This is a genomic window from Sphingobacterium kyonggiense, from assembly GCF_039536825.1.
GTDB classification, from domain to species: domain Bacteria; phylum Bacteroidota; class Bacteroidia; order Sphingobacteriales; family Sphingobacteriaceae; genus Sphingobacterium; species Sphingobacterium kyonggiense.
Map to the genome: position 1 here is coordinate 352,578 of NZ_BAAAZI010000011.1, position 22,278 is coordinate 374,855.

A 22,278-nucleotide genomic window follows, 5' to 3' on the forward strand; every position below is an offset into this window, starting at 1 on the left:
AGTAATGCGTGCGATGCATGCATCGCCCCTAAAAACAATCGTAATTTTAATATTCCTAGCACCATTACCGTAGGGTCGAAGCATGCTTCGACCGCTTAAATAAAAAAATAACTAGAAAACCTAAATAGTCTAAAGTTCCCTCATCATAGATTCGGGACGACGAGGTCTTGTGGGGGGGGTGGAGACTCTTCACTTCGTTCTGAGTCGTAAATGACCTATCCCAATTATATCTCATATCTAATAGTGCAGCGGTCTCAATCAAGCAGTCTCCCCTGTAACTTCTCTGATATAAACTATTGTTTACATTAATTTACACTTCTTCTTATTTTCTTTGCTGAAGATTGGTGATAAAGTAATATTTTTTATTTATACTGTTGTCAATAAGAAGTTTACACGTGGAACATATGAAAAGAATTATCATTTTATTTTATCTGGTTCTAACTTGTTCTAGTTTATTGGCTCAGAAGAAGAAAGAAAAGTATGAATTATTGCCAGCATTCCCTGTAAAGGTCGATGCAGATCTTAAGGAATGGGATGGAAAGTTGACGCTGATGGATGCAGATAGTAGTTGGATGTTTGGATTAACAAGCGATGCAGATTACCTGTATGCGGCCGTTAGAATCAAGGATCCGATGTTGCAACAGGAGGCGGTGAGGAATGGGATTGTTATTAACATCAATCCGGATGGGAAGAAGAAGGATGGGGCTCAACTTATATTTCCAATTCCAGACAGTGAAACCTTGCGAGCGATTGCTAATGATGAGAATCTACCGAATATGAATGTTCGGGAGGAGCTGATCAAAAGAAGTAGAGGCTATGGTGTTCGCGGATTTGCACATATTGTTGATGGACGTTTGTCCTTTGACAATACCTACGGGGTTCAGATTAGTGCTAAGTTGCTGGAGAATGGAGCAATGCTATACGAATCAAAGATTCCAATAGCTTCCATAGGAATCAAGAATCGCAATAAAGAAGTCGCGATTCAGGTTATGATCAACAATCGGTATGCGCAATTGCAAAAGATGTTGAAAAACCGACCAGCACCTACAGGCATGTACGGTGGGATTTATTCAAGACCAACTCCCACTGTCAAAAGTCCCTTTAAGATGAAGACGGAAGTCTGGGTCTTAGGGCAACTGAAGGAGCAATAAAATTAGTTTATGGATAGAATGTTAAAAGCTGTGATGATTGTATTCATCATGGTACTTGGCCTAAGCGCAAGCGCTCAGACTAACCGTGTAGTAAATGGCATGTTGCGGGACACCGAATCGAGACCGATATCAGGTGCTACCGTTCGCTTGATCTCCGATAAGGATACCTTATCGACCAGTTCAACCAATGCCGGTTTCTTTACTTTTGAAAATGTGAAAGCAACAAAATTTAAGGTTCGTGTAAGCAGCCTTGGTTTTGAAGCCGTAGAAAAAGAAGTGGACTTCCCTGAAGGGCAACAGGAAGTTCGCATTCCTAGTTTTGTGTTAACCTTAAATGCCAATCAAATCGAAGAGGTGGTGGTAGCTGGGGTCTTGACTGTGCAGGTAAAGGGGGATACCGTGGAGTATTCAACCAAAGACCTGAAATTACGTCAAGGTGCCGTAGCTGAAGATGCTTTGAAGCGCCTTCAAGGGGTAGAAGTTGATAAAGATGGTAATGTAACGGCACAAGGCGAAAGTGTAACTCGCGTACGTATTAACGGAAAGGATTTCTTTGGTGGCGATGTTAAAACAGCTACACAAAACCTTCCTGCTAATATCATCGAGAAAATCCAAGTAGTGGATGACTTCGGTGATATGGCTAATATTACGGGCAACAAATCTGGTGATTCAGAGAAAGTATTGAATATACAGATTGACCCAAAATACAATAAGGGTTTTATGACCACATTGCGTGGTGGATATGGTACGGAAGACCGTTATCAAGCGACCGGTATGTGGATGGGTATGACCAATAAAACGCAAGTATCGGTATTAGGTAATTTGAACAATATCAATGCACCATTATTTGACTTTAACACTTCTGGTGGAGGTGCACGACGCAGAATGGGCGGCGGCGGAAGATCAGGTGGTGGTATGTTTGGAAACCCAAGTGGACTAACGAATGTTGGTTCCATCGGTTTAAACGTCCGTCATGATTTCTCCGATAAGTTGAAAGTATATGGTAACTACTCTTATGGTCGTGACGATAACAATACCTTTACCAAAAGCTTGACTGACCATACCATTGATGAAGGAAATCAAGTTGATCAATCAGAGGATAATAGCAATAAAATCACTTCCAGTCACCGTTTGGAAGCGAATATTGAATGGAATATTAGCGATAAGGATTACATCAAGTTAACTCCTCAGTTTGGTTTTAATGATGTGAAAACAACCTCGGATATTTTCACTAATTCTTATTTGAACGATATTTTCGTGAATGAACAGACAGAGTCTGTTTTAAATAATAGTAATGTTCCACGTTATAGCCTTTCAGGTTTATACAATCGTAAATTAAATGATAAAGGACGTAATTTGTTCTTCAACTTTAATTACGATAATGCGGCAACTACTAATGATTACGATAGGGTATTACAGCGTAATTTAGCAGATCCGGATAATTCTGGAACACCACTTTCAGAGATTTATGAAAAAACCCTTAAAGAGGTAAATAATAAAAGCTGGAACGCAGGAACTACCTTATCCTATACTGAGCCTCTATCTCAATATGGTAAGTTGGAGTTCACCTATGATTTCAACAAAAATGCTTATGATAATAAGAATTATCAGGATGCATATTTTGAGAATGGTAATCCAAACAATGATCCTGATTTGAATTTCCACTTTTTACAGGATTATTCATTTACCACACATCGTGTTGGTGCGAGCTACATGTTCGAAAATGAAAAAATTAAATACTCAGTAGGGGCATCTGTTCAGCCATCCCTATTAAAAGGAGATGCTTCATCTGATGACGAAAGTGCCATCATAGATCGTAAGAACTTTAACTTCATTCCAATTGCACGTTTTGAATATAAGTTCTCTCGTCAGAAGAACATTAGCTTAAACTACTCTGGAAGATCAACGGAGCCAACGGTTAATCAGATCCTTCCTTATGCAGTAAGCAACAGTAGAACAAATACGGTAATTGGTAATCCGAACTTGAATCCAGAATTCAGACACCAATTAAGCGTTCGTTTCCGATCTGGTGATTTCCAAAAAGGAAATACTTTCTTTGCTTTCTTGAATGGTAGTTTAACTTCTGATCGTATTACGACCTTTAACAAATCTTTCCGCGATCCGGAATTAGGTATGATCCGTGAGACGCGTTATTTGAATTCTGATGATCCAGTGTACAATGTGAGTTCATTCTATCACTTTGGAAAATCACTAAAGGAGAAAACTTATAATTTGATGTTAATGGGAGGTGTTACTTATAACAAGAACCTATCCTACATTGCATCAAATCCAACAGCTACAACTGGCGATAAAAACATTATTAACAACTATGTTTTCATGCAAGGTTTAAGCTTCCGTTATACACCGTCCGAGAATTTGGAAATTAATCCGGGTATTCGTTATAGCTATAACCTATCAAGAAATGATTTACAGACAGCTAGTAACCGTAACATCTCTTCACTATCACCGACGTTAAATGGTTCAGTAAACATTACTAAATCGACTATTTTCGGTGCAGATGTGATGAAGACCTTTAACTCAGGATACGGTTCTTTAAGTGATGCGAATCCGTTTATCATCAATACTTATATCGAGCAAAGATTCCTAAAAGATCAGCGCGCAACAGTACGTTTACAGGCATTTGACTTGTTAAATCAACAAACGAACTTAAGCAGAACAGTTGCTGATAACTATTATTCAGATACACAAACCAATCGTTTGGGCCGTTACTTCATGTTGTTGTTTACATTTAAACTTCAGAAGTTTTCAGGATTGCCACCATCAGAAGACAGTGGCTTCCCTGGTGGAGGAATGAGACATCGCTTTTAAGGTTAGTTAGTTTAAAAAAGAAGTGCCGGGTTAGCCTGGCATTTCTTTTTTGTAGTATTTAGTAGAGAGTATTTAGTAGATAGACCTATTGGCGGGATAGATTTTGTGGAGCGTTATAGCTGTCGAAGCATGCTTCGACCCTACGGTTATCGCGGGTAGAAGTAATAATTTCAGGGTGGTATGTAGAGGCGATGCATGCATCGTCCGCATATCCTTAATTCCTAACATCCTAACAAATCTGGTGTCTGTTGTCTATCATCTGGTGTCGTTAAAAAACGGGCGGACATTCCATTCGTTCTCGTCAGGGGATAAATCCCCTTTCCTCAAACTCACTTAGTACCGCCCCTACCTTTCGTGCTAACTAGAAAGCTTGTAATACCCTAATAGCCGTCCAACGTAGGGGCAGTACTAAGCGCAGCGGAATGTCTGCCCGATTAAATAGTAGTATTTAGTAGATAGATCTATTTGCGGGATAGATTCGATATAGCTGTCGAAGCATGCTTCAACCTTACAGTTTTTTGGTTCAACCCTGGCTGAAAATCATCGTACATTTTTTTAAGAAATAGTAGCTCTTATTATTAATTCCATTGCCTCGACGTCTTGTTTACTTTGTTATGTTAATTGTATCTATGGTCTATTGTCTGCTCTATTAACTAAATGCTTACCTTTGCAAAACCTATAAAAAAATAAATGGATCAAAAAATCTTCCAATTAGACAATGGATTACGCGTATTATTTCGTCCAGACAAATCGGCAATTACACATGCGTGTTTATTGGTTGATGTAGGATCTCGTCATGAACAATTAGGCAAATTCGGTACAGCGCATTTTATTGAGCATTTATTGTTCAAACGCACTGAACGTCGCAGTACCAATCAAATCCTGAATCGTTTGGAAGCAGTTGGAGGTGACTTGAATGCCTATACCACCAAGGAATACACTTGTATTCATGCTTCTTTTTTGAACCCATACTTAGATCGAGCATTGGATTTATTTGAGGATATTATCTTTCATTCCCAATATCCAACCGATGAAATGGAAAAGGAAAAAGGAGTGATTCTAGATGAAATGGCTTCCTATTTAGATAGTCCTGAAGATGCAATCATGGATGATTTCGAAGATTTGGTTTTTGCAGGGTCAGGATTAGGACATAATATATTAGGCTTAGAAGCTGATTTGAATAGTATTCAACAAGCAGATATCAAGCAATTTATCAAGCAGCATTATGCAACCTCTAAGATGGTTGTCGCCATTTCAGGAAATTATAGCGAAAAGAAAGTATTAGCGATTGTTCATAAATTGTTCAGCGAAGTGGAGAGTTATCCTTGGGATCATGTTGCCGAAGATTTCGTTAAACCACTAAGCCAGCAAATTGAATTAGAAAGACCAATTAACCAAGCACATTATGTGCTAGGAGGTCAAGGATATAGTATATACGACCAAAGGAAAACTGGTTTACTCTTGTTAAATAACTTTTTGGGAGGCTATGGGATGGCATCGATTCTGAATTTGAATATTCGTGAGAAATATGGAATTGCTTATACCATCGAGTCGAATTATAGTTTATATGCAGATACAGGCTTATTTAGCATTTATTTAGGAACAGATGAGGAGAAGTTGGATAGAGCTCTGAAGTTAGTACATAAGGAACTGCGTAAATTAAGGGAACAGCCGGTTTCTGTTAATTTCCTACAGAAGGCTAAGAATAAGTTTAAGGGTCAGATTGCACTAGCAGAAGAAAATAGGATGAGTTTAATCATTGCTGAAGCAAAGAATATATTAGATTATGATCGTGTAGTCACACTTTCGGAGGTATTTGAAAAGATTGATCAGGTCAGCGTTCAAGAAATTCAGGACATTGCGAATGATGTTTTTGCGCCATCTAACCTTTCCTCTTTAGCATTCGTGCCTGAAGATTAAGGATATTTTTATATTTGTGATAGAATAAAGAAACCAATATGAAGACAGCTTATATTTTCCCAGGACAGGGAGCCCAATTCGTAGGAATGGGTAAAGATTTATACGAAAGTAACGAAGAGTCAAAAGCATTATTTGAGCAAGCAAATGAAATTTTAGGATTCCGTATTACGGACCTTATGTTTGCTGGTACAGAAGAGGATTTGAAACAGACAAATGTTACTCAACCTGCAATTTTCTTGCATTCGGTTATCTTAGCAAAAGCTTTAGGAGAAAAATTTCAACCGGATATGGTTGCAGGACATTCCTTGGGTGAATTTTCTGCTTTAGTGGCGGCAGGTGCACTTTCATTTGAAGATGGTCTTCGTCTAGTTGCAAAGCGTGCGAATGCGATGCAGAAAGCAACAGAATTAGAACCAGGAGCAATGGCGGCAATCTTAGGATTAGATGATGTAATTGTTGAGGAAGTATGTGCTCAAGTAGAAGATGTAGTTGTTCCAGCAAATTATAACTGCCCTGGTCAATTGGTTATTTCAGGATCAGTTTCAGGTGTAGATACTGCTTGTGAGAAATTATTAGAAGCAGGTGCAAAACGTGCATTGAAATTAAATGTTGGTGGTGCTTTCCACTCTCCATTAATGGAAGCCGCAAAACAAGAATTGCAAAATGCGATCATAGATACAGAAATTAGTATTCCTGTTTGTCCGATCTACCAAAACTACGATGCATTACCTTATCAAGATCCAGTAGCTATTAAGGAGAATTTAATTGCTCAGCTTACCGGTGCAGTACGTTGGACACAAACAGTAGAAACCATGTTGGCTGATGGGGCTGAAAGTTTTGTGGAAGTTGGTCCTGGTACAGTGTTGCAGGGTCTTGTTAAAAAAGTAAATAGACAAATCCCTACTTCTTCTGCAAGTATTGCAGAATAATTTGGGTTGAAAATATTAGATGGTTAAGGAAGGGGGCAATTAGCCCTCTTCTATTATCTATCCTAATCAAAAAGCTCATGGAAAAGACACAAATAAATGCTGATGAATTTGTTTCCAAATTTATGGCTGGTAGTTTGAAGCATTTAAAGTACATTCAAACAGCCATTAAAATTTTTCCATTAAGAGATATTGCACCCTATCTAAAAACGCCTATTCCGCCCATTTTCTTTGGGTATAACCTATTAATCCATCTGACAGAAGGTTATTTTAATCAACAAATAGAATCGACGGCTTTCATGGTTGAAGCACCAGCAGTGCTGATCAGCAATTATGGAAATATCTCTGCAATTCACTCTGTTGATAAGTCTGCCCAAGGTTACTGCGTGCTTATTAATGAGCAAGCAATGACCTCTCTATTCAGAGAACAAGAGATCCTCAATATATTTACCATATCTCCACTACTGAATTTGGTACAGCAAGATAGTTCTGAATTAAACAGTTTGTTAGACTTACTCTACAAGGAAATCTATAGCTCGAATCCCTATAAGGAATTGTACGAGAGTATTTTCAAATCGGTGCTGTTGATGATCATTAAACTTTCCAATGTGAACAAGACTCTTGGTCGTAGACAGGAGGTGGCTATTGCGTTTAAACAATTGGTTCACTTGCATTTCGATAAGTTTAAATCCGTAGATTTTTACGCTGACCGCTTGGCAGTTTCCATAAATTATTTAAATCGCTGTGTTTCTTCCGTGTTCAAAAAGTCCTCCAAGGAAATTATTCTGGAAGTGGCGATTATACATAGTCAATTATTGCTTTCTGAAACCAATAAAAGTGTTGCAAGTATCGCGTATGAATTGGATTTTGCAGACCCTTCCTATTTTGCTAGACTCTTCAAAAAAATCATAGGGATATCTCCTACTGAATATAGAAAAAGTGTTTTCCATAGTATATAACTTTCGATTTTTTCTCAATCACTTCCCTATATAGTTTGCTAATCATTCCTTTTTTTTAACAAATGATAAAAGGGATATGCACGTTTAGTCCTAATTTTTGTCTTAATTATTATAGTATAATAAGGGCTATCCCCCTAATTTTGTATGGATAGTTTCATTAAAATAGGAAGAGAAATGAGCGAAATCATAGAACAAATATCATTTGATAATTATATAACAGACTTTAAGGAGCATTTAAAGCACCTATTTCGTGAGGAATTTGATTATAATTCCATGAGTTTAAATAGGGATTTGCCAAAGGAATTTTTGGCTGAGATCATGTCGAAGAAACCTTTATCCGTTGCGGTTCCAATTTTACATGGAGGACGAGGAATTGCGGTAAAGGAATGTTTAAGTGTACTTGCTGCTGCTTCTTATGAGTCTTTGGCTTTATCCTTAATGTTTGGGATTAATATAGCCTTGTTTTTGGAGCCTTTGGCGAAATATGGAGAATATTCAGTTCAAGAAAGAATATTCAAAGATTTCATGGAAAACAATGCGATGGGTGGGTTAATGATTACGGAGAAAGCTTACGGTAGTGATGCCCTTAATATGAAAACCGCCTACCAACAGGTTGGTGATTCCTATCATATTAAAGGACAGAAACATTGGCAAGGATTAAGTGGTGCAGCCGATTATTGGTTGGTAACAGCACGTAAATTTAATGCGAACGGTGAGTTGGCGAGGGATATCGATTTCTTCGTTACGGAGAATGGTTTGTCTGAACAACATATTCCAATGACAACCCGCTATAATAACTTAGGTTTATACGCTATTCCTTATGGAATAAATGAGATAGATGTTGTTGTTCCAGAAAATCAGAAACTAATAGCAGAAAGTACGGGGATTAAGTTGATGTTGGATATGTTACATCGTAGTCGTTTGCAATTTCCTGGTATGGGAATGGGCTTTATTAAGCGACTATTGGATGAGTCACTTCAACATTGTCAAAACAGAATAGTGGGAGCAGCTCCATTGGCACAAGTAGATGCCGTGAAATTCCAGTTAGCTCGCATTCAAGCAGCCTATACCATCTGTTCGGGAATGTGTGCTTTCAGTGTTGGACATAGTGGTATTGAAAATGATCTTGCCACAATGAGCATCGAGGCAAATACATTAAAAGCATTGATTACAGATTTGATGCAAGAATCTGCACAGATCAGTTTACAATTGGCAGGTGCGAATGGCTATCGTTTAGATCATATCGCAGGAAGAGCCGTTGTGGATAGCAGACCATTCCAAATATTTGAAGGGTCTAACGAAATGCTATACAGCCAGATTGCTGAAGCGGTATTGAAATTAATGCGTAAAGCTAAGGAAACTAACTTATTGACCTTTATGAAAGGATTTAATCGTAGCACCTTAAGCGCTGACTATTTTAAAGATACCTTAAACTTCCAAGTAGATGGAACGTTAAAGCAAAGAGATCTGGTTACTCTTGGTCGTATGATTGCCCGTGTGATCAGTTTCCAAATGGTATTAGAGTTGCCAGGATTTAATCAACAATTGGTTGAAATAACGCGTCAGCATATCCATATGGACTTAATGATGTTCCATGGACAGCTGAATTCGAAGAACCATGTAGATCCAATTATGGATTATGAGTTAGATTCTAATTGGGTTAACTTCTTAGGATAATCTTAAAAGATATATAAAATAAAAAATCCCCAATTTGGGGATTTTTTATTTTATAAGATTTTTGATTTTATAAACCAAAAGCTGTTTTTACTTTATCAACGTAATCGAGTTTCTCCCATGTAAACAAGTCTACTTCTACAGTCTTGCTATCTCCATTGGAGTTTTCAAAGGTTTTAATAACTGTTTTAGGTGTTCTTCCCATGTGTCCATATGCAGCAGTTTCTGCATAGATCGGATTACGTAGTCCTAAACGAGTTTCTATTCCATATGGAGTCATATCGAATAACTCAGCTATGATAGTGGCAATTTCACCGTCCGTTTTATTGACTTTAGATGTACCATAAGTATTCACATAGATTCCCATCGGATCTTTTACACCAATAGCATAAGAAATCTGAACAAGGATTTCATCAGCAACTCCTGCTGCTACTAAATTCTTTGCGATATGACGTGTTGCATAAGCAGCAGAACGGTCAACTTTAGAAGGGTCTTTTCCTGAAAAGGCACCACCACCATGCGCTCCTTTGCCACCATAGGTATCTACAATGATTTTACGCCCTGTTAAACCTGTATCACCATGTGGACCTCCAATAACGAATTTACCAGTAGGATTGATGTGATATTTGATTTGATCGTTAAATAAAGCGTGTAATTCTGGTTTTAATTGTGCTTTCACACGAGGTACCAAGATATTGATGATGTCTGCTTTAATTTTCTCTTGCATTTCCTGCTCGGAAGCGAAGTCATCATGTTGTGTGGAAATAACGATTGTATCGATACGAACCGGTTTATGATTGTCGTCGTATTCTAAAGTTACTTGTGATTTAGCATCTGGACGAAGGTAGCTGATTTCTTTGTTTTCACGACGAAGAGCAGCTAATTCGTAAAGAAGGCGGTGAGAAAGGTCTAAAGCAAGAGGCATGAAGTTTTCTGTTTCATTATTGGCATAGCCAAACATGATTCCTTGGTCACCAGCACCTTGTTCTTGTTTTGTAATACGATCCACACCTTGGTTAATGTCTGCAGATTGCTCATGGATTGCTGAAAGCACACCACATGAGTTTGCTTCAAACATATACTCGGATTTGGTATATCCGATTTTTTCAATGACTTGACGTGTAATTTTCTGTACGTCTAGATAGATTTTAGATTTTACTTCACCAGCTAGCACTACTTGACCTGTTGTTACTAAGGTTTCGATAGCCACCCGCGCATCCTCGTCCCAAGCTAGGAAATTGTCGATTAATGCATCCGAAATTTGATCTGCTACTTTGTCTGGATGACCTTCAGAAACAGATTCGGAGGTAAATAAATATGCCATAAATAATTAAAACGAATTGAATGGAGAGGGCAAGGCAGTATGTGAAAAATCATTTGTCCCGAATGGTTTTAGCACTTTTTTACTGTGGTTGCAATCTCTCATTTACATTAAATAATGCAAAATGCAAATCAGTCCACATTTTGTGTGGCACAAAGCTACGATACTTTGTATTATTTAAAAAGTATTTCATTCATTTTATTATCTTTAGCGGAATTATAAGATTGAGATGACAAAAAAGCGCATCCTGTTTGTAGTCAATCCCATATCAGGCGGGAAGAAGAAGACAGCATTTAATAAACAGGTCTTGGAGGTGTTGGATTTAAGTCGATTTGAGCCTACATTTAAGATTACCAATCACGTTAACCATGCCTATGAATTGGCAAAAGAAGCTATCCAAGAGAAATATGATGCCGTTGTTGCCGTAGGTGGTGACGGTACGATTAATGAAATCGGTTCTGCATTAGTGGGATCTGGAATTCCTTTGGGCGTAGTTCCGGAAGGTTCAGGGAATGGACTTGCTCTATACCTAGGGATTCCTATGAATGAGTCTGCAGCTCTTCGTCGAATTAACCGTTTCGATTCGGTAGCTATTGATTGTGCAAAAGCTGAAGAGCGATTTTTCTTTAATATTGCTGGGATTGGGTTTGATGCCAGTGTCAGTGATAAGTTTGCAAATGAAACCTTTAGAGGTCCTATAGGTTATTTAAGAACTGTCGTCAATTTGCTTTCGAAATATAAGCCGAAAAAATACACCTTACATATTGATGGGAAAAAATATGAACGTGAAGCATTTATGATTTCTGTCGCCAATTCTCCACAATATGGGAATAATGCTTACATAGCACCCAATGCATCTATAAATGATGGGGTGTTGGATGTATGTGTTGTCCATAAATTTCCGTTATATACTTTACCATTGATGATCTTTCATTTATTTAATAAGACCGCCGATCAATCCGAATACGTGGAAATTATTCCTGGGAAACAGATTTGCATTGAGCAAGAAGGTCAGGCACCAATACATTTAGATGGAGAGCCCATGGACCTGGGAAAAGAAATTAATATTGAAGTATTGCCGAAGGCATTAAATATTATATGTTAAGATGAGTAAACAAAAGAAACAAAGATTTGAAGGTATTGTCTATTCCACTTCGGATGATTTCAACTATCAAGAATCTGATTCTATGGAAGAATTAGATACACTTCCGATAGGAAAGCAGAAATTAAAAGTGGGATTAGACAAGAAGGCTAGAAAAGGAAAAGTTGTTACATTGATTACAGGATTTATCGGAAAACAGGATGATTTAGAAGATTTAGCGAAAACTTTGAAGCAACGATGTGGCGTTGGAGGTAGTGCAAAAGACAGTGAAATCTTGATACAAGGTGACTTCAAGGAGAAAATAATCCAATACTTACAATCGGAGGGGTATTCCGTAAAAGGGTTTGGAGGCTAGAAAAGCGGAATCATTGTAAATGGTTAAATTACAAACGAATAATTTAGTTGGTTTGTTAAAAAAGGGTTAGCACAGCAACCCTTATTGTGAGTAAACGCTCACTTAAATTTAACATTTAACGATTTGATAATTTGCATATCAGAAAAAAAATGGTTTTCATTGTAAAAAAATAGGAATGTTAAACCGTTATGTACAAACAGAGCATGCATTGATTGGAGAACTGCTGTAGCATATCAATGAAATACGTAACACAACCTAAAATGGTCAATTTCGTATATCTTCAAATTAATTTTGTTTTTAACAGAAAATGCTATATTTGTTTTGAATTTATGTAAAATAACGGCATTTGGCTTGCATAAAATTGAATTTAACTTAATAATTAAACAACAGTAAAAAATCTAAAAATTAGTAAAAAAATGGCAAACGCACCAAAAACTACAACGGCCCCAGCTAAACAAGATAGTGGCAATGCGGGTAACTTATTTGCAAGTTTAGCAATTATCATCTGTTTAGTGATCGGTTTCTTGGTTTACAAATTTGTAATGGGTGATCCTAGTAACTTCGTTGACGGAAATGTAGAAAACAGACCTTTACCTGGAAACTATTTCGGAATGGTTTATCATGCAGGATATGTTGTACCTGTACTTCTTGGTTTATTCTTAATGGTATGGGTATTCTCAATTGAGCGTTTTATTGTAATCGGAAAAGCATCTGGTACAGGAAACGTTGGTAACTTTGTTAGAAAAGTACAAGGCTTATTAAGAACAGGTAACATCGATACAGCTATCCAAGAATGTGATAAACAAAAAGGATCTGTAGCAAACGTTATTAAAGCTGGTCTTTTGAAATATAAAGATGTTGAAGCTAACCCAGGATTAGATGCTGAGAAATCAGTATTAGCTATCCAAAAAGAGATTGAAGAAGCTACAACATTAGAAATGCCAATGTTAGAGAAGAACTTAACAGTAATCGCTACTTTAGTTTCTATCGGTACATTGACAGGTCTATTAGGAACAGTAACAGGTATGATCAAGGCCTTCTCGGCATTGGCAACTGGTGGTGCTCCTGACCAAGCTCAATTAGCAAACGGTATCTCTGAGGCCTTGATTAATACAGCTACTGGTATCGGTACATCTACTATCGCTATTATTTTCTATAATATTTTAACTTCTAAGATTGATACATTAACGTATTCTATTGATGAGGCTGGTTTCTCAATCGTACAAACATACGCTGCGAACCACAAATAAGAAGATTCTGAAAAAAGTTGAAAATAATTTATGCATTGTTCAACTTTTCAGCATCATACTTACAAAAGAAATAGAGTATTCATCTTAAAGAAGTAAAGAAATGGGAAAAGCAAAAGTAAAAAGAGCCAGTACCTCCATCGACATGACGGCGATGTGTGACGTATCCTTCCTACTTCTTACATTCTTCGTTTTGACGGCAACAGCACGTCAACCGGAAACGATGCCTGTAGATACTCCTGCTTCAACTACCTTAGAGAAATTGCCAGATGATAACTTGGCAGTAATCACGGTAGGGCATGGTGGCAAGGTTTTCTTTGGAATCAAAAACCCTAATGTTAGGAAAATGACCCTAGAGAAAATGTCTGCGAAATACAACATCCCATTTTCGGCTGAAGATTACGAGAAGTTTAAACTTATGGACGACTTCGGTGTGTCTATGAAGGAAATGCGCGGCTTATTGTCCTTACCAAAGGATGACCGTAAAGAAGACATTCAAAAAGGTGTACCTGTAGATAGTACAGAGACTAATTCGAATGAGCTTTATCACTGGGTACAACAAGCGCGTATCGCAACGGTGGAATTCAATCGTGAGCGTGAGGAAAAAGAGAAAAACTTCGTTGATCCAGGTCAAATGAAAGTGGCTATCAAAGCTGACGCAACTGAGAAGTATTCCGTAATGAATTTGATCATTGAAACCCTACGTAACCAAAAACAGAACAGATTTAGTTTTGTAACCGGCTTACGCACGGAAAAATAATAGAATAAAATGGCAGAATTAAATCAAGACTCCGGAGGCGGTAAAAAAGGCGGGAAAGTTAGGTCGAAGAAAAATGGAGGTCGTGTAGATTTAACCGCGATGGTGGATCTAGCATTCCTTCTGATTACCTTCTTCATGTTGACAACCTCCTTGAGTAAGCCGCAAGCGATGGACATTGCCTTCCCTGATAAAAATAAAGATATATCGGAGCAGAATCCAGATTTGGAAATTGCTGATAACCGTTCAATCACTTTGTTATTAGGATCTGACAATAAAATCGTTTGGTATTATGGTCAATTGGCAAAGCCAATTACACCTCCAACTGTGGTTGATTACTCCAAAGAAGGTATCCGTAAGGTGCTTATCGAGAAGAAAGCACAGGTTCCGGCAGCAACAGGTGGTAAAGACCTGATCGTCGTAATCCGTCCAAGCGATGAGTCGGTACACCTAAATGTGGTAGATATATTAGACGAAATGAAAATCGTAGATATTAAACGTTATATGATTTCTAAGATCAAACCTGAAGAAATTCAAGTGTTGAAAGATAACAACGCTTATACCGTTAAATAATTACGATAAAAAACTAAAGATATGATAGGTTCAAAATTAGATTTATTTAAGAAAGAATGGCTTGATGTCGTTTTCGAGAATAGAAATAAAGAATATGGAGCTTATGCTTTGCGTAAGTTTGGGCCAAAGGCAACCAATATTGCTTTATTCTCTGTGTCGTCAGTCGTACTTTTCTTTGTAGCTGTGAAAGCATTTGACCTAAAGATTTTTCCTGAGAAGGAAGCTCCAGTAGAACAAATCGTAACTCCAGTTACCCTTGAGGACTTGGTTCCACCTCCAGAGGAGGAAGAAGAAGAGCCACTTCCTCAAGAAGAAACTCCACCTCAACGTATTCAACAGGATCCACCTGCAGAAGACTTGATCCGTTTCCCAGAACCAAAAGTTGTGGATTCAAGACAAGTTAAAGAAGAAGTGGTATCTCAAGAAGAAATTAAGGAGAAAAACGCTACCCCAGCAAGGTTGACCTTAAAAGGTACTCCAGGTGGTACTGCCGTTCCTCCAGGTGAGTTCGGAAGTAAAAAAGTAGATGGTGCAATCACCGGTTCCTTAAAAGGTTCTCCAGATGGTGATGCAAATAAAATCTACGACTTCGAATCCGTAGAGGTACCAGCAGAATACCCAGGAGGTATTAATGCGTTCCGTAACTTTATCGTAGAGAAGATGACCCCAATGTATCCTCAAGCAGCGATTGAAGCTGGTGTTAAGGGTGTTGTTCAGTTATCATTCGTAATCGATAGAACCGGACAGGTTACTGATATTAAAATTGATAAAGATTTATCACACGGTATTGGTGCTGCTGCTGTTAAGGCATTAAAAATGTCTAAAAAATGGCAACCAGCAGTACAAAATGGACGTAAAGTTCCTGTGAAGTACTCCTTGCCAATCCGTCTGGATTTATCCAGTCAATAAAATTAGATTTCAAATGTCGGATACTCCAACAAGAAATTCTTATAGACAGAAATCGCCCACACAGCGATTTCTGTCCATTTTAGGACTATTGATGTTCGTGTTTTATTTTGTGCTAGGGTTATTAATAATCTTCTGGAAGAACTTTCCACTTGAAATAGATCCTACCTATAAAAAACTGTTCGGCATCCTCCTAATCGTTTATTCCTTTATGCGCTTTGCCCGTCTGTGGCAGAAAAATTTTAGGGATTAATTTAATCCTTAGCGCATATTTATATTCTAAGTAAATATGAAGCGTAAGAAAATACTTCCATTTTTATTGATAGCAATATTTGGCTTATCAGCATCCTGTTCCAGTAATTCTACAAAATCAGATTCTAAAGATTCGGTAAAATCAAAGGTTCAGGTGGATAAGAATGATATTCTTACTGGTGAAATGGCTGTTATAGTAGATGAGGCTGAATTCCCAATCATGCGTGAGCAATTGGATGTCTTTAAATCTTCTTACACCAACGCAAATGTAAAATTAATAGCACTTCCTGAACGTGAGGCAATCAATAGCTTATTAGAAGGAAATGCTGCAATGATTATTTTAGCGAGGGAGCTTACTAAAGAAGAGAATGCAGGGTTCAATCAAAGAAATATTTCTCCGAGGGTATTTCCCGTATGGCACGATGGCGTGGTTTTTGTAAATAATATTTCATCTGCAGATACTTCAATCAATGTTCAAACGTTAAGTTCATTGTTGAAGGGGAATGATTCAGGAAAAAATTTAGTATTGGATAATATCAATTCTAGCATTGTTCGTAGGGTAAAAGAGTTTACAAAGGTTAATGAGATTTCATCGAAGTCGGTAAAAGCTTTAAAATCCTCTTCTGATGTATTAAAGTTCTTAGAAACAAATACAGAGGGAATTGGAGTTTTATCTTATGGACAGTATTTAGATTATAGAAGGCAATTTGGAGAAGAAAATAAAATTCGTATCTTAAGCCTTCAATTTACGGATGCTAAGGGAAACACGGTATATTCGAAGCCTTCGCAGACGACTTTTGCTACGGATGAATATCCCTTAAAAACGACATTCTACGTATTGAATTATCAGCCAAACATGGGATTAGGTGTTGGTTTTTCAGCATTCTTAACGGGAGACCGTGGGCAAAGAGTAGTGTTGAAATCAGGACTTTTACCGGTGACCATGCCAGGGAGAGAAATTATAATTAGAGACAACATAAATTAGTTTATAACAAAGAGTAAATAATAGATTATGACAAACAGCAAATTATTTTTAAGTCTTTTGTTAGCAGGGGCAGTAAGTACTGCTAGCGCCCAAAGTTTAAAAGATGCAAAAGCTGCAATGGAAGTGGAGCAATATGGCAAAGCTAAAGACATGTTGCAGAAATTGGTGGCTAAAAAAGCCAAAGATGGTGAGAATTACTTTTATTTAGGTCAAATTTATTTGATCAATGATAAAGTAGATTCTGCTGCTATCGTTTTTCAACAAGGTTTAACAAATGCGCCTAAAGAAAAATTGAATAATGTTGGTTTAGGTGCCGTTGATTTAATCAAAGGTAATGCCGCTGCTGGTGCTCAGAAAATTGCTGATGCAACCAATGGTGTTGGTAAAAAAGAATATTTGAATTTATATTATGCTGGTCGTGCATATATTGATGCTCCTAAACCAGATTACCAAAAAGCAGTTGAGTATTTAACTAAAGCTCAAGAATTAAACAAAAAAGATCCTTTGATCTCAGTTGCATTAGGTGATGCTTATGCTGGATTACGTGAAAATAGCCAAGCATATGTACACTACCGTAATGCATTAACAATTAATGATAAATTGTTAGCTCCTCAAATTGGTCAGGCTATCATCTCTAGAAGAGCACAAGCTTATGATCAAGTTTTGGAAGATTTAGGGCTTTTGGCAACAGAACACCCTGATTACGGACCGATCTATCGTGAGATTGCAGAGACTTATTACTTGTCTTCATTGAAAGCTCCTGAAGACCAGTACCGTGAGATCAACCAAAAAGGTGTTGAGAACTACAAGAAGTATTTAGCTTTAACAGGTGATAACTCTATCGATGCTAAAATCCGTTATGCCGATTTCTTGGTTTATTCAGCTAGTTTCGATGAGTTGAAAACTGTATCTCAAGAGTTAGCAAGTGTTCCTGATGTGGACCCTAAGGTTTTCCGTTATTTAGGATATATCGCATTTACGCAGGATAAAGACTATGCTAAAGCGAAGGAGAATTTGACAGAATTGTTTAGCAAAGTAGATACTAGCCGTTTAATTGGCCGTGACTACTTAATTGCTGGTATGTCTGAAATCTTGGCTGGAGATAAAGCTAAAGGTTTAGAGTACTTAAATACGGCGATTACCAAACAAGGTGAAGATGATGATTTTGATGCAGAAATTGCTGAAACAGCATTCTTGAAATACCAAGAGAATGAAATGGAAGCAGCTAAAGAATTATTTAAAATTCCAGCAGCGAATCCAAAATCAAACTTCTACGCTGATGCTAATTACTATTTAGGTCAATTAGCTTATGGTGTCGGTTCTAAATTGGTAGCTGTTCCAGAAGGTACTGAGCGTACTCCAGAAGAAGCTGCTGCTAAGTTCAACGAGGCTAAACCTCACTTGGAAGAAGCAATTAAAGCGTTAAGTATCGCTGCTAATGCAACAGAACAACGTGCAAAAGATATGTATCAAATCAATGCATTATACTATAAAGGCTTATCTGAAATGGCTTTGGATAATATCCTAGCTGATCCAGATAATGCTAAAGGTATATTTGTTGATACATTCAAGAAATTATTAACAGCAATTTCTTCTTCAACTAAAGAAGATCCTAATAATACAGTTTATGCTGCTGATGCACATTCTTATTTAGGATATTATGCATATTTGAAAGGCGATACGGCTACTGCTAAGCAACATTTCACTGAAACGTTGAAAATTAGACCAGAAGATGCATTCGCAAAACAAATGATAGAAGCTTTATAAGCTATACAGCTTAAAAAAATAGAAAAGGATCGCATATTGCGATCCTTTTTTTGTTGCAATAGGTTTTGAATTGAAGATATCTTTCTGTGGAAATTGAAATCTACAACTTTGTTACTAAGATTGAATCAAGGAACAAATAGATGGTTAAACGTCTTGTTTAATGAGCACAATAGCTGTAGGTTAAATAACTAGAAGCCACCTTGTTATTTATACTGATTCAAAATAACAAAAAGGCACTTCATAGTGCCCTCCCTCACTTTTTATATTGACAGATTTTGCTATTTTTGTTACACTACTAGTAGAAGTAAACCATTAATATGAACGATTTAGCAACGCAAAGTGCGCCAATTGATTATTTACCGATCTTAATTCAGTTGGCTGTGGCTGTAGGCTTTGGTGTAACGACCATTATTGGTACCCACTTAATTGGTCCTAAAGTACGGACTGAGAATAAGTTAGGTGCGTTTGAGTCTGGAGTTGAAGTAGTTGGTAATGCAAGACAACCCTTTTCAATCAAGTATTTTCTTGTAGCGATTTTATTCGTCATTTTTGATATTGAAGTTATCTTCATGTATCCATGGGCAGTGAACTTCAGGGAATTTGGTTGGCAAGGATTAATGGAAATGTTTGTTTTCATGGGTCTTTTACTATTGGGCTTTATTTATATCATTAAAAAGAAAGCATTAGATTGGGATTAAACTTGTTTTAAGACTGATCATTCGCGCTAATCCATTTTACAATGAGCAATATTACCTTAGCAGATAAGCCTCCTGGTGTAGAGGGAGCTGGATTTTTTGCAACGACATTGGATAAGGCTATTGGGCTAGCTAGGGCAAACTCCCTATGGCCATTGCCTTTTGCGACGTCTTGCTGTGGGATTGAATTTATGGCAACTATGGGCTCTACTTATGACTTGGCAAGATTTGGTGCTGAGCGTCCGAGTTTTTCTCCTAGACAAGCAGACATGCTTTTAGTTATGGGAACAATTGCAAAGAAAATGGCGCCAGTATTGAAACAAGTATATATTCAAATGGCGGAACCACGATGGGTGATAGCCGTAGGAGCTTGTGCATCCAGTGGTGGAATTTTTGATACTTATTCCGTATTACAGGGAATCGATGAGATTATTCCTGTAGATGTTTATGTGCCGGGATGTCCTCCAAGACCAGAAGCAATTTTAGATGGGGTATTAAGACTTCAAGATATCGTGAAAAATGAATCCTTGAATAGAAGAAATACACCTGAATATAAAGCATTATTAGAAAAGTACGGTATATCAACAGATAATGGATAAGCTGACTAACCAAATTGTAATTGAAAAATTGCAAGTAAAATTTCCTGAGAAGCTCACCAATATCGTTGAGCCAAAAGGATTATTAACTTTAGAAACAGATAGAGAGACTTTAATTGATCTCTTAAGTTATATAAAATCGGATGACCTGCTTCAGTTTATTTATTTGACTGATATTACAGCTGTTCATTACCCGAATCAGGAGAAGTCCTATGCTATCGTCTATCATGTACATAGTTTGGTGCATAATGTTCGTATTCGCATTAAAGTTTTCTTGTCAGCGAATGATTTGACTATTCCAACGGCTACAGGCATATGGAATGGAGCGAATTGGATGGAAAGAGAAACATATGATTTCTTTGGGATCCAATTTGAAGGACACCCTGATTTAAGAAGAATCTTGAATATGGATGACCTTGGTGTTTTTCCGATGCGCAAAGAATATCCTTTGGAAGATCCAAACCGTATGGATAAGAAGGACTTTTATTTTGGACGTTAAGTGAAGATGTATAATGAGTAAACCTATTACACGAATTTCAAGTAATGCGCCAGTTTTTGAGGATAATGATCCACAAGACGAGCTGATTACCCTAAATATTGGACCAACTCACCCTGCCACACATGGTGTGTTTCAGAATGTGGTTCAAATTGACGGTGAGCGTATTGTTAGTGGTGTCTCTACTATTGGCTATATACACAGAGCATTTGAAAAGATTGCTGAACATCGTCCATATTATCAAATTACCCCATTAACGGATCGGCTGAACTATTGTTCATCACCTATCAACAATATGGGATGGCACATGACAGTTGAAAAGCTTTTGGATATCGAGATTCCTAAGCGTGTTCAGTACATGCGTGTCATCGTTATGGAATTAGCAAGGATTGCTGACCATATTATCTGTAATGGTATCCTAGGTGTTGATACTGGAGCATTCTCTGGTTTCTTGTATGTGATGCAAGAGCGAGAATTCATTTATGAAATCTATGAGGAGATTTGTGGAGCTCGTTTGACGACCAATATTGGTCGTATTGGTGGTTTTGAGCGCGACTTTAATGAGCAAGCATTTGCTAAAATCCGTGAATTCTTAGTGAGATTCCCTCCTGTATTAAAAGAATTCCAAGAATTATTTGATCGTAATAGAATCTTTATTGAAAGAACTTCCAACGTAGCTGCAGTAACTCCTGAGGAAGCATTAAGTTATAGTTGGTCAGGACCTATCTTAAGGGCTACTGGTATTGACTATGATGTCAGAGCACATTCACCATATTGTTCGTACGAAGAATTTGATTTTGATATTCCTGTTGGAACAAATGGAGATGTTTATGACCGTTTTATGGTTCGTAACGAAGAAATGTGGCAATCAATGCGCATTATCGAACAAGCGCTAGAGAAGATTGATAAAGAACCAAAAGGAGTATTTCATGCTGATGTTCCAGCATTCTACTTGCCTCCTAAGGAGCAAGTTTATACCAATATGGAGGCCTTAATCTATCACTTTAAAATTGTGATGGGTGAATGGGATGCTCCAATAGACGAAGTTTATCACGCGGTAGAAGGTGCCAACGGTGAATTAGGGTTTTATCTCCTAAGTGATGGAGGTAGAACACCATATCGTTTGCACTTCCGTAGACCTTCGTTTATCAATTATCAGATGTTTGCACCAATGAGTAGTGGAATGCTTATTTCCGATGCAATCATCAATATGAGTAGTTTAAACGTAATAGCAGGAGAATTAGATGCTTAGTGTTAAAGAAAATATGATTGTCGAGTTTTCGGCAGATCTTCTAAGTAAATTTTCTGAAGTCGTTAGTCGATATCCAGAAGGGAAACAGAAGTCAGCACTTCTTCCTATTTTACATTTGGTTCAAGAAGAATACGGATGGTTAAGTGTAGATGCTATGGAAAAAGTAGCTTTTTTCCTGCGTATACAACCTATAGAAGTATTTGAAGTAGCAACCTTCTATACGATGTTTTTGTTGCAGCCTCAAGGCAAGTATTTGTTGGAGGTATGTCGAACTGGACCTTGTTGTTTGGTTGGTGCCGAAAAGATCATGGATCATTTGGAGCAGAAGTTAGGGATCAAAGAAGGAGAAGTTACGGAAGATGGTTTGTTTTCTTGGCGTGGTGTGGAGTGTTTGGCTGCATGTGGTTATGGCCCTGTATTGCAGATAGGTCCTAGTTATACTTTCTATGAGAACTTAACTAATGAAAGTGTAGACCAATTAATAAATGATTTAAAGGAAAAAGCAAAGGCATAGC

At 37.5% G+C, this 22,278-nt stretch carries 20 protein-coding genes; 19 read left to right on the forward strand and 1 reads right to left on the reverse strand.

The features are described from left to right. Positions 1-404: 404 nt before the first annotated feature. The 6 genes from ABD676_RS14555 (at position 405) to ABD676_RS14580 (ending at position 9,462) form a co-directional block, all read left to right on the forward strand. Positions 405-1,151 carry a DOMON domain-containing protein gene (locus ABD676_RS14555; RefSeq protein WP_344675456.1) on the forward strand — a complete coding sequence of 249 codons (747 nt, stop codon included), beginning with the start codon at positions 405-407 and terminating at the stop codon, positions 1,149-1,151. 9 nt (positions 1,152-1,160) lie between these two features. Then, complete coding sequence (locus ABD676_RS14560) at positions 1,161-3,980, forward strand: outer membrane beta-barrel protein (protein WP_344675457.1); 2,820 nt, start codon at positions 1,161-1,163, stop codon at positions 3,978-3,980. 690 nt (positions 3,981-4,670) lie between these two features. Further along, positions 4,671-5,900 (forward strand): M16 family metallopeptidase, encoded by a 1,230-nt coding sequence (locus tag ABD676_RS14565; protein WP_344675458.1) that lies wholly within the window; start codon positions 4,671-4,673, stop codon positions 5,898-5,900. Between the two features lie 38 nt (positions 5,901-5,938). Continuing rightward, on the forward strand, positions 5,939-6,829 hold the full coding sequence (fabD, locus tag ABD676_RS14570; protein ID WP_344675459.1) for an ACP S-malonyltransferase: 891 nt from the start codon (positions 5,939-5,941) through the stop codon (positions 6,827-6,829). Positions 6,830-6,906: 77 nt separating this feature from the next. Further along, entirely contained in the window at positions 6,907-7,785 is an 879-nt protein-coding gene (locus ABD676_RS14575) for a helix-turn-helix domain-containing protein (RefSeq protein ID WP_344675460.1), read from the forward strand. A gap of 174 nt (positions 7,786-7,959) precedes the next feature. After that, the gene (locus ABD676_RS14580; RefSeq protein WP_344675461.1) at positions 7,960-9,462 is read left to right on the forward strand and encodes an acyl-CoA dehydrogenase family protein; all 1,503 of its coding nucleotides are present in this window, start codon (positions 7,960-7,962) and stop codon (positions 9,460-9,462) included. 67 nt (positions 9,463-9,529) lie between these two features. Here ABD676_RS14580 and metK read toward each other — a convergent pair whose 3' ends face one another. After that, positions 9,530-10,783: a methionine adenosyltransferase gene (metK, locus tag ABD676_RS14585; protein WP_344675462.1), complete on the reverse strand. Its 1,254-nt coding sequence runs from the start codon at positions 10,781-10,783 to the stop codon at positions 9,530-9,532. Between the two features lie 226 nt (positions 10,784-11,009). Between metK and ABD676_RS14590 the strand changes: the two genes are divergently transcribed. The 13 genes from ABD676_RS14590 to ABD676_RS14650 all read left to right on the forward strand — a co-directional run bounded on the left by ABD676_RS14590 (position 11,010) and on the right by ABD676_RS14650 (position 22,277). Then, entirely contained in the window at positions 11,010-11,885 is an 876-nt protein-coding gene (locus ABD676_RS14590) for a diacylglycerol/lipid kinase family protein (RefSeq protein ID WP_344675463.1), read from the forward strand. Between the two features lies 1 nt (position 11,886). Further along, the gene (locus ABD676_RS14595; RefSeq protein WP_344675464.1) at positions 11,887-12,237 is read left to right on the forward strand and encodes a translation initiation factor; all 351 of its coding nucleotides are present in this window, start codon (positions 11,887-11,889) and stop codon (positions 12,235-12,237) included. A 416-nt stretch (positions 12,238-12,653) separates the two neighbouring features. Further along, positions 12,654-13,487, forward strand: a complete 834-nt coding sequence (locus ABD676_RS14600; RefSeq protein ID WP_344675465.1) for a MotA/TolQ/ExbB proton channel family protein — start codon at positions 12,654-12,656, stop codon at positions 13,485-13,487. A gap of 100 nt (positions 13,488-13,587) precedes the next feature. Next, on the forward strand, positions 13,588-14,244 hold the full coding sequence (locus tag ABD676_RS14605) for an ExbD/TolR family protein (protein WP_344675466.1): 657 nt from the start codon (positions 13,588-13,590) through the stop codon (positions 14,242-14,244). A 9-nt stretch (positions 14,245-14,253) separates the two neighbouring features. Beyond that, positions 14,254-14,814 (forward strand): ExbD/TolR family protein, encoded by a 561-nt coding sequence (locus ABD676_RS14610; protein ID WP_344675467.1) that lies wholly within the window; start codon positions 14,254-14,256, stop codon positions 14,812-14,814. A 21-nt stretch (positions 14,815-14,835) separates the two neighbouring features. After that, on the forward strand, positions 14,836-15,723 hold the full coding sequence (locus ABD676_RS14615; RefSeq protein ID WP_344675468.1) for an energy transducer TonB: 888 nt from the start codon (positions 14,836-14,838) through the stop codon (positions 15,721-15,723). Positions 15,724-16,009: 286 nt separating this feature from the next. Then, entirely contained in the window at positions 16,010-16,957 is a 948-nt protein-coding gene (locus tag ABD676_RS14620; protein ID WP_344675469.1) for a PstS family phosphate ABC transporter substrate-binding protein, read from the forward strand. A 27-nt stretch (positions 16,958-16,984) separates the two neighbouring features. After that, entirely contained in the window at positions 16,985-18,724 is a 1,740-nt protein-coding gene (locus tag ABD676_RS14625; protein WP_344675470.1) for a tetratricopeptide repeat protein, read from the forward strand. Between the two features lie 317 nt (positions 18,725-19,041). Beyond that, positions 19,042-19,422: an NADH-quinone oxidoreductase subunit A gene (locus ABD676_RS14630; RefSeq protein ID WP_344675471.1), complete on the forward strand. Its 381-nt coding sequence runs from the start codon at positions 19,042-19,044 to the stop codon at positions 19,420-19,422. Between the two features lie 41 nt (positions 19,423-19,463). Continuing rightward, positions 19,464-20,018, forward strand: a complete 555-nt coding sequence (locus ABD676_RS14635; protein ID WP_344675472.1) for an NADH-quinone oxidoreductase subunit B — start codon at positions 19,464-19,466, stop codon at positions 20,016-20,018. Next, a complete protein-coding gene (locus ABD676_RS14640; RefSeq protein WP_344675473.1) occupies positions 20,011-20,514 on the forward strand; it encodes an NADH-quinone oxidoreductase subunit C in 504 nt (167 codons plus the stop codon). The genes ABD676_RS14635 and ABD676_RS14640 overlap by 8 nt, the downstream gene beginning before the upstream one ends. A 13-nt stretch (positions 20,515-20,527) precedes the next feature. Continuing rightward, positions 20,528-21,763: an NADH-quinone oxidoreductase subunit D gene (locus tag ABD676_RS14645; protein ID WP_344675474.1), complete on the forward strand. Its 1,236-nt coding sequence runs from the start codon at positions 20,528-20,530 to the stop codon at positions 21,761-21,763. Continuing rightward, positions 21,756-22,277, forward strand: coding sequence for an NADH-quinone oxidoreductase subunit NuoE family protein (locus ABD676_RS14650; protein ID WP_344675475.1), 522 nt, complete (start codon positions 21,756-21,758; stop codon positions 22,275-22,277). Before ABD676_RS14645 ends, ABD676_RS14650 begins: the two co-directional genes overlap by 8 nt. Position 22,278: the final 1 nt, after the last annotated feature.

Coding starts and splice junctions, on each gene's coding strand:
- ABD676_RS14555 (WP_344675456.1), top strand. CDS start 405: ATGAAAAGAATTATCATTTTATTTTATCTGGTTCTAACTTGTTCTAGT.
- ABD676_RS14560 (WP_344675457.1), top strand. CDS start 1,161: ATGGATAGAATGTTAAAAGCTGTGATGATTGTATTCATCATGGTACTT.
- ABD676_RS14565 (WP_344675458.1), top strand. CDS start 4,671: ATGGATCAAAAAATCTTCCAATTAGACAATGGATTACGCGTATTATTT.
- fabD (WP_344675459.1), top strand. CDS start 5,939: ATGAAGACAGCTTATATTTTCCCAGGACAGGGAGCCCAATTCGTAGGA.
- ABD676_RS14575 (WP_344675460.1), top strand. CDS start 6,907: ATGGAAAAGACACAAATAAATGCTGATGAATTTGTTTCCAAATTTATG.
- ABD676_RS14580 (WP_344675461.1), top strand. CDS start 7,960: ATGAGCGAAATCATAGAACAAATATCATTTGATAATTATATAACAGAC.
- metK (WP_344675462.1), bottom strand. CDS start 10,783: ATGGCATATTTATTTACCTCCGAATCTGTTTCTGAAGGTCATCCAGAC.
- ABD676_RS14590 (WP_344675463.1), top strand. CDS start 11,010: ATGACAAAAAAGCGCATCCTGTTTGTAGTCAATCCCATATCAGGCGGG.
- ABD676_RS14595 (WP_344675464.1), top strand. CDS start 11,887: ATGAGTAAACAAAAGAAACAAAGATTTGAAGGTATTGTCTATTCCACT.
- ABD676_RS14600 (WP_344675465.1), top strand. CDS start 12,654: ATGGCAAACGCACCAAAAACTACAACGGCCCCAGCTAAACAAGATAGT.
- ABD676_RS14605 (WP_344675466.1), top strand. CDS start 13,588: ATGGGAAAAGCAAAAGTAAAAAGAGCCAGTACCTCCATCGACATGACG.
- ABD676_RS14610 (WP_344675467.1), top strand. CDS start 14,254: ATGGCAGAATTAAATCAAGACTCCGGAGGCGGTAAAAAAGGCGGGAAA.
- ABD676_RS14615 (WP_344675468.1), top strand. CDS start 14,836: ATGATAGGTTCAAAATTAGATTTATTTAAGAAAGAATGGCTTGATGTC.
- ABD676_RS14620 (WP_344675469.1), top strand. CDS start 16,010: ATGAAGCGTAAGAAAATACTTCCATTTTTATTGATAGCAATATTTGGC.
- ABD676_RS14625 (WP_344675470.1), top strand. CDS start 16,985: ATGACAAACAGCAAATTATTTTTAAGTCTTTTGTTAGCAGGGGCAGTA.
- ABD676_RS14630 (WP_344675471.1), top strand. CDS start 19,042: ATGAACGATTTAGCAACGCAAAGTGCGCCAATTGATTATTTACCGATC.
- ABD676_RS14635 (WP_344675472.1), top strand. CDS start 19,464: ATGAGCAATATTACCTTAGCAGATAAGCCTCCTGGTGTAGAGGGAGCT.
- ABD676_RS14640 (WP_344675473.1), top strand. CDS start 20,011: ATGGATAAGCTGACTAACCAAATTGTAATTGAAAAATTGCAAGTAAAA.
- ABD676_RS14645 (WP_344675474.1), top strand. CDS start 20,528: ATGAGTAAACCTATTACACGAATTTCAAGTAATGCGCCAGTTTTTGAG.
- ABD676_RS14650 (WP_344675475.1), top strand. CDS start 21,756: ATGCTTAGTGTTAAAGAAAATATGATTGTCGAGTTTTCGGCAGATCTT.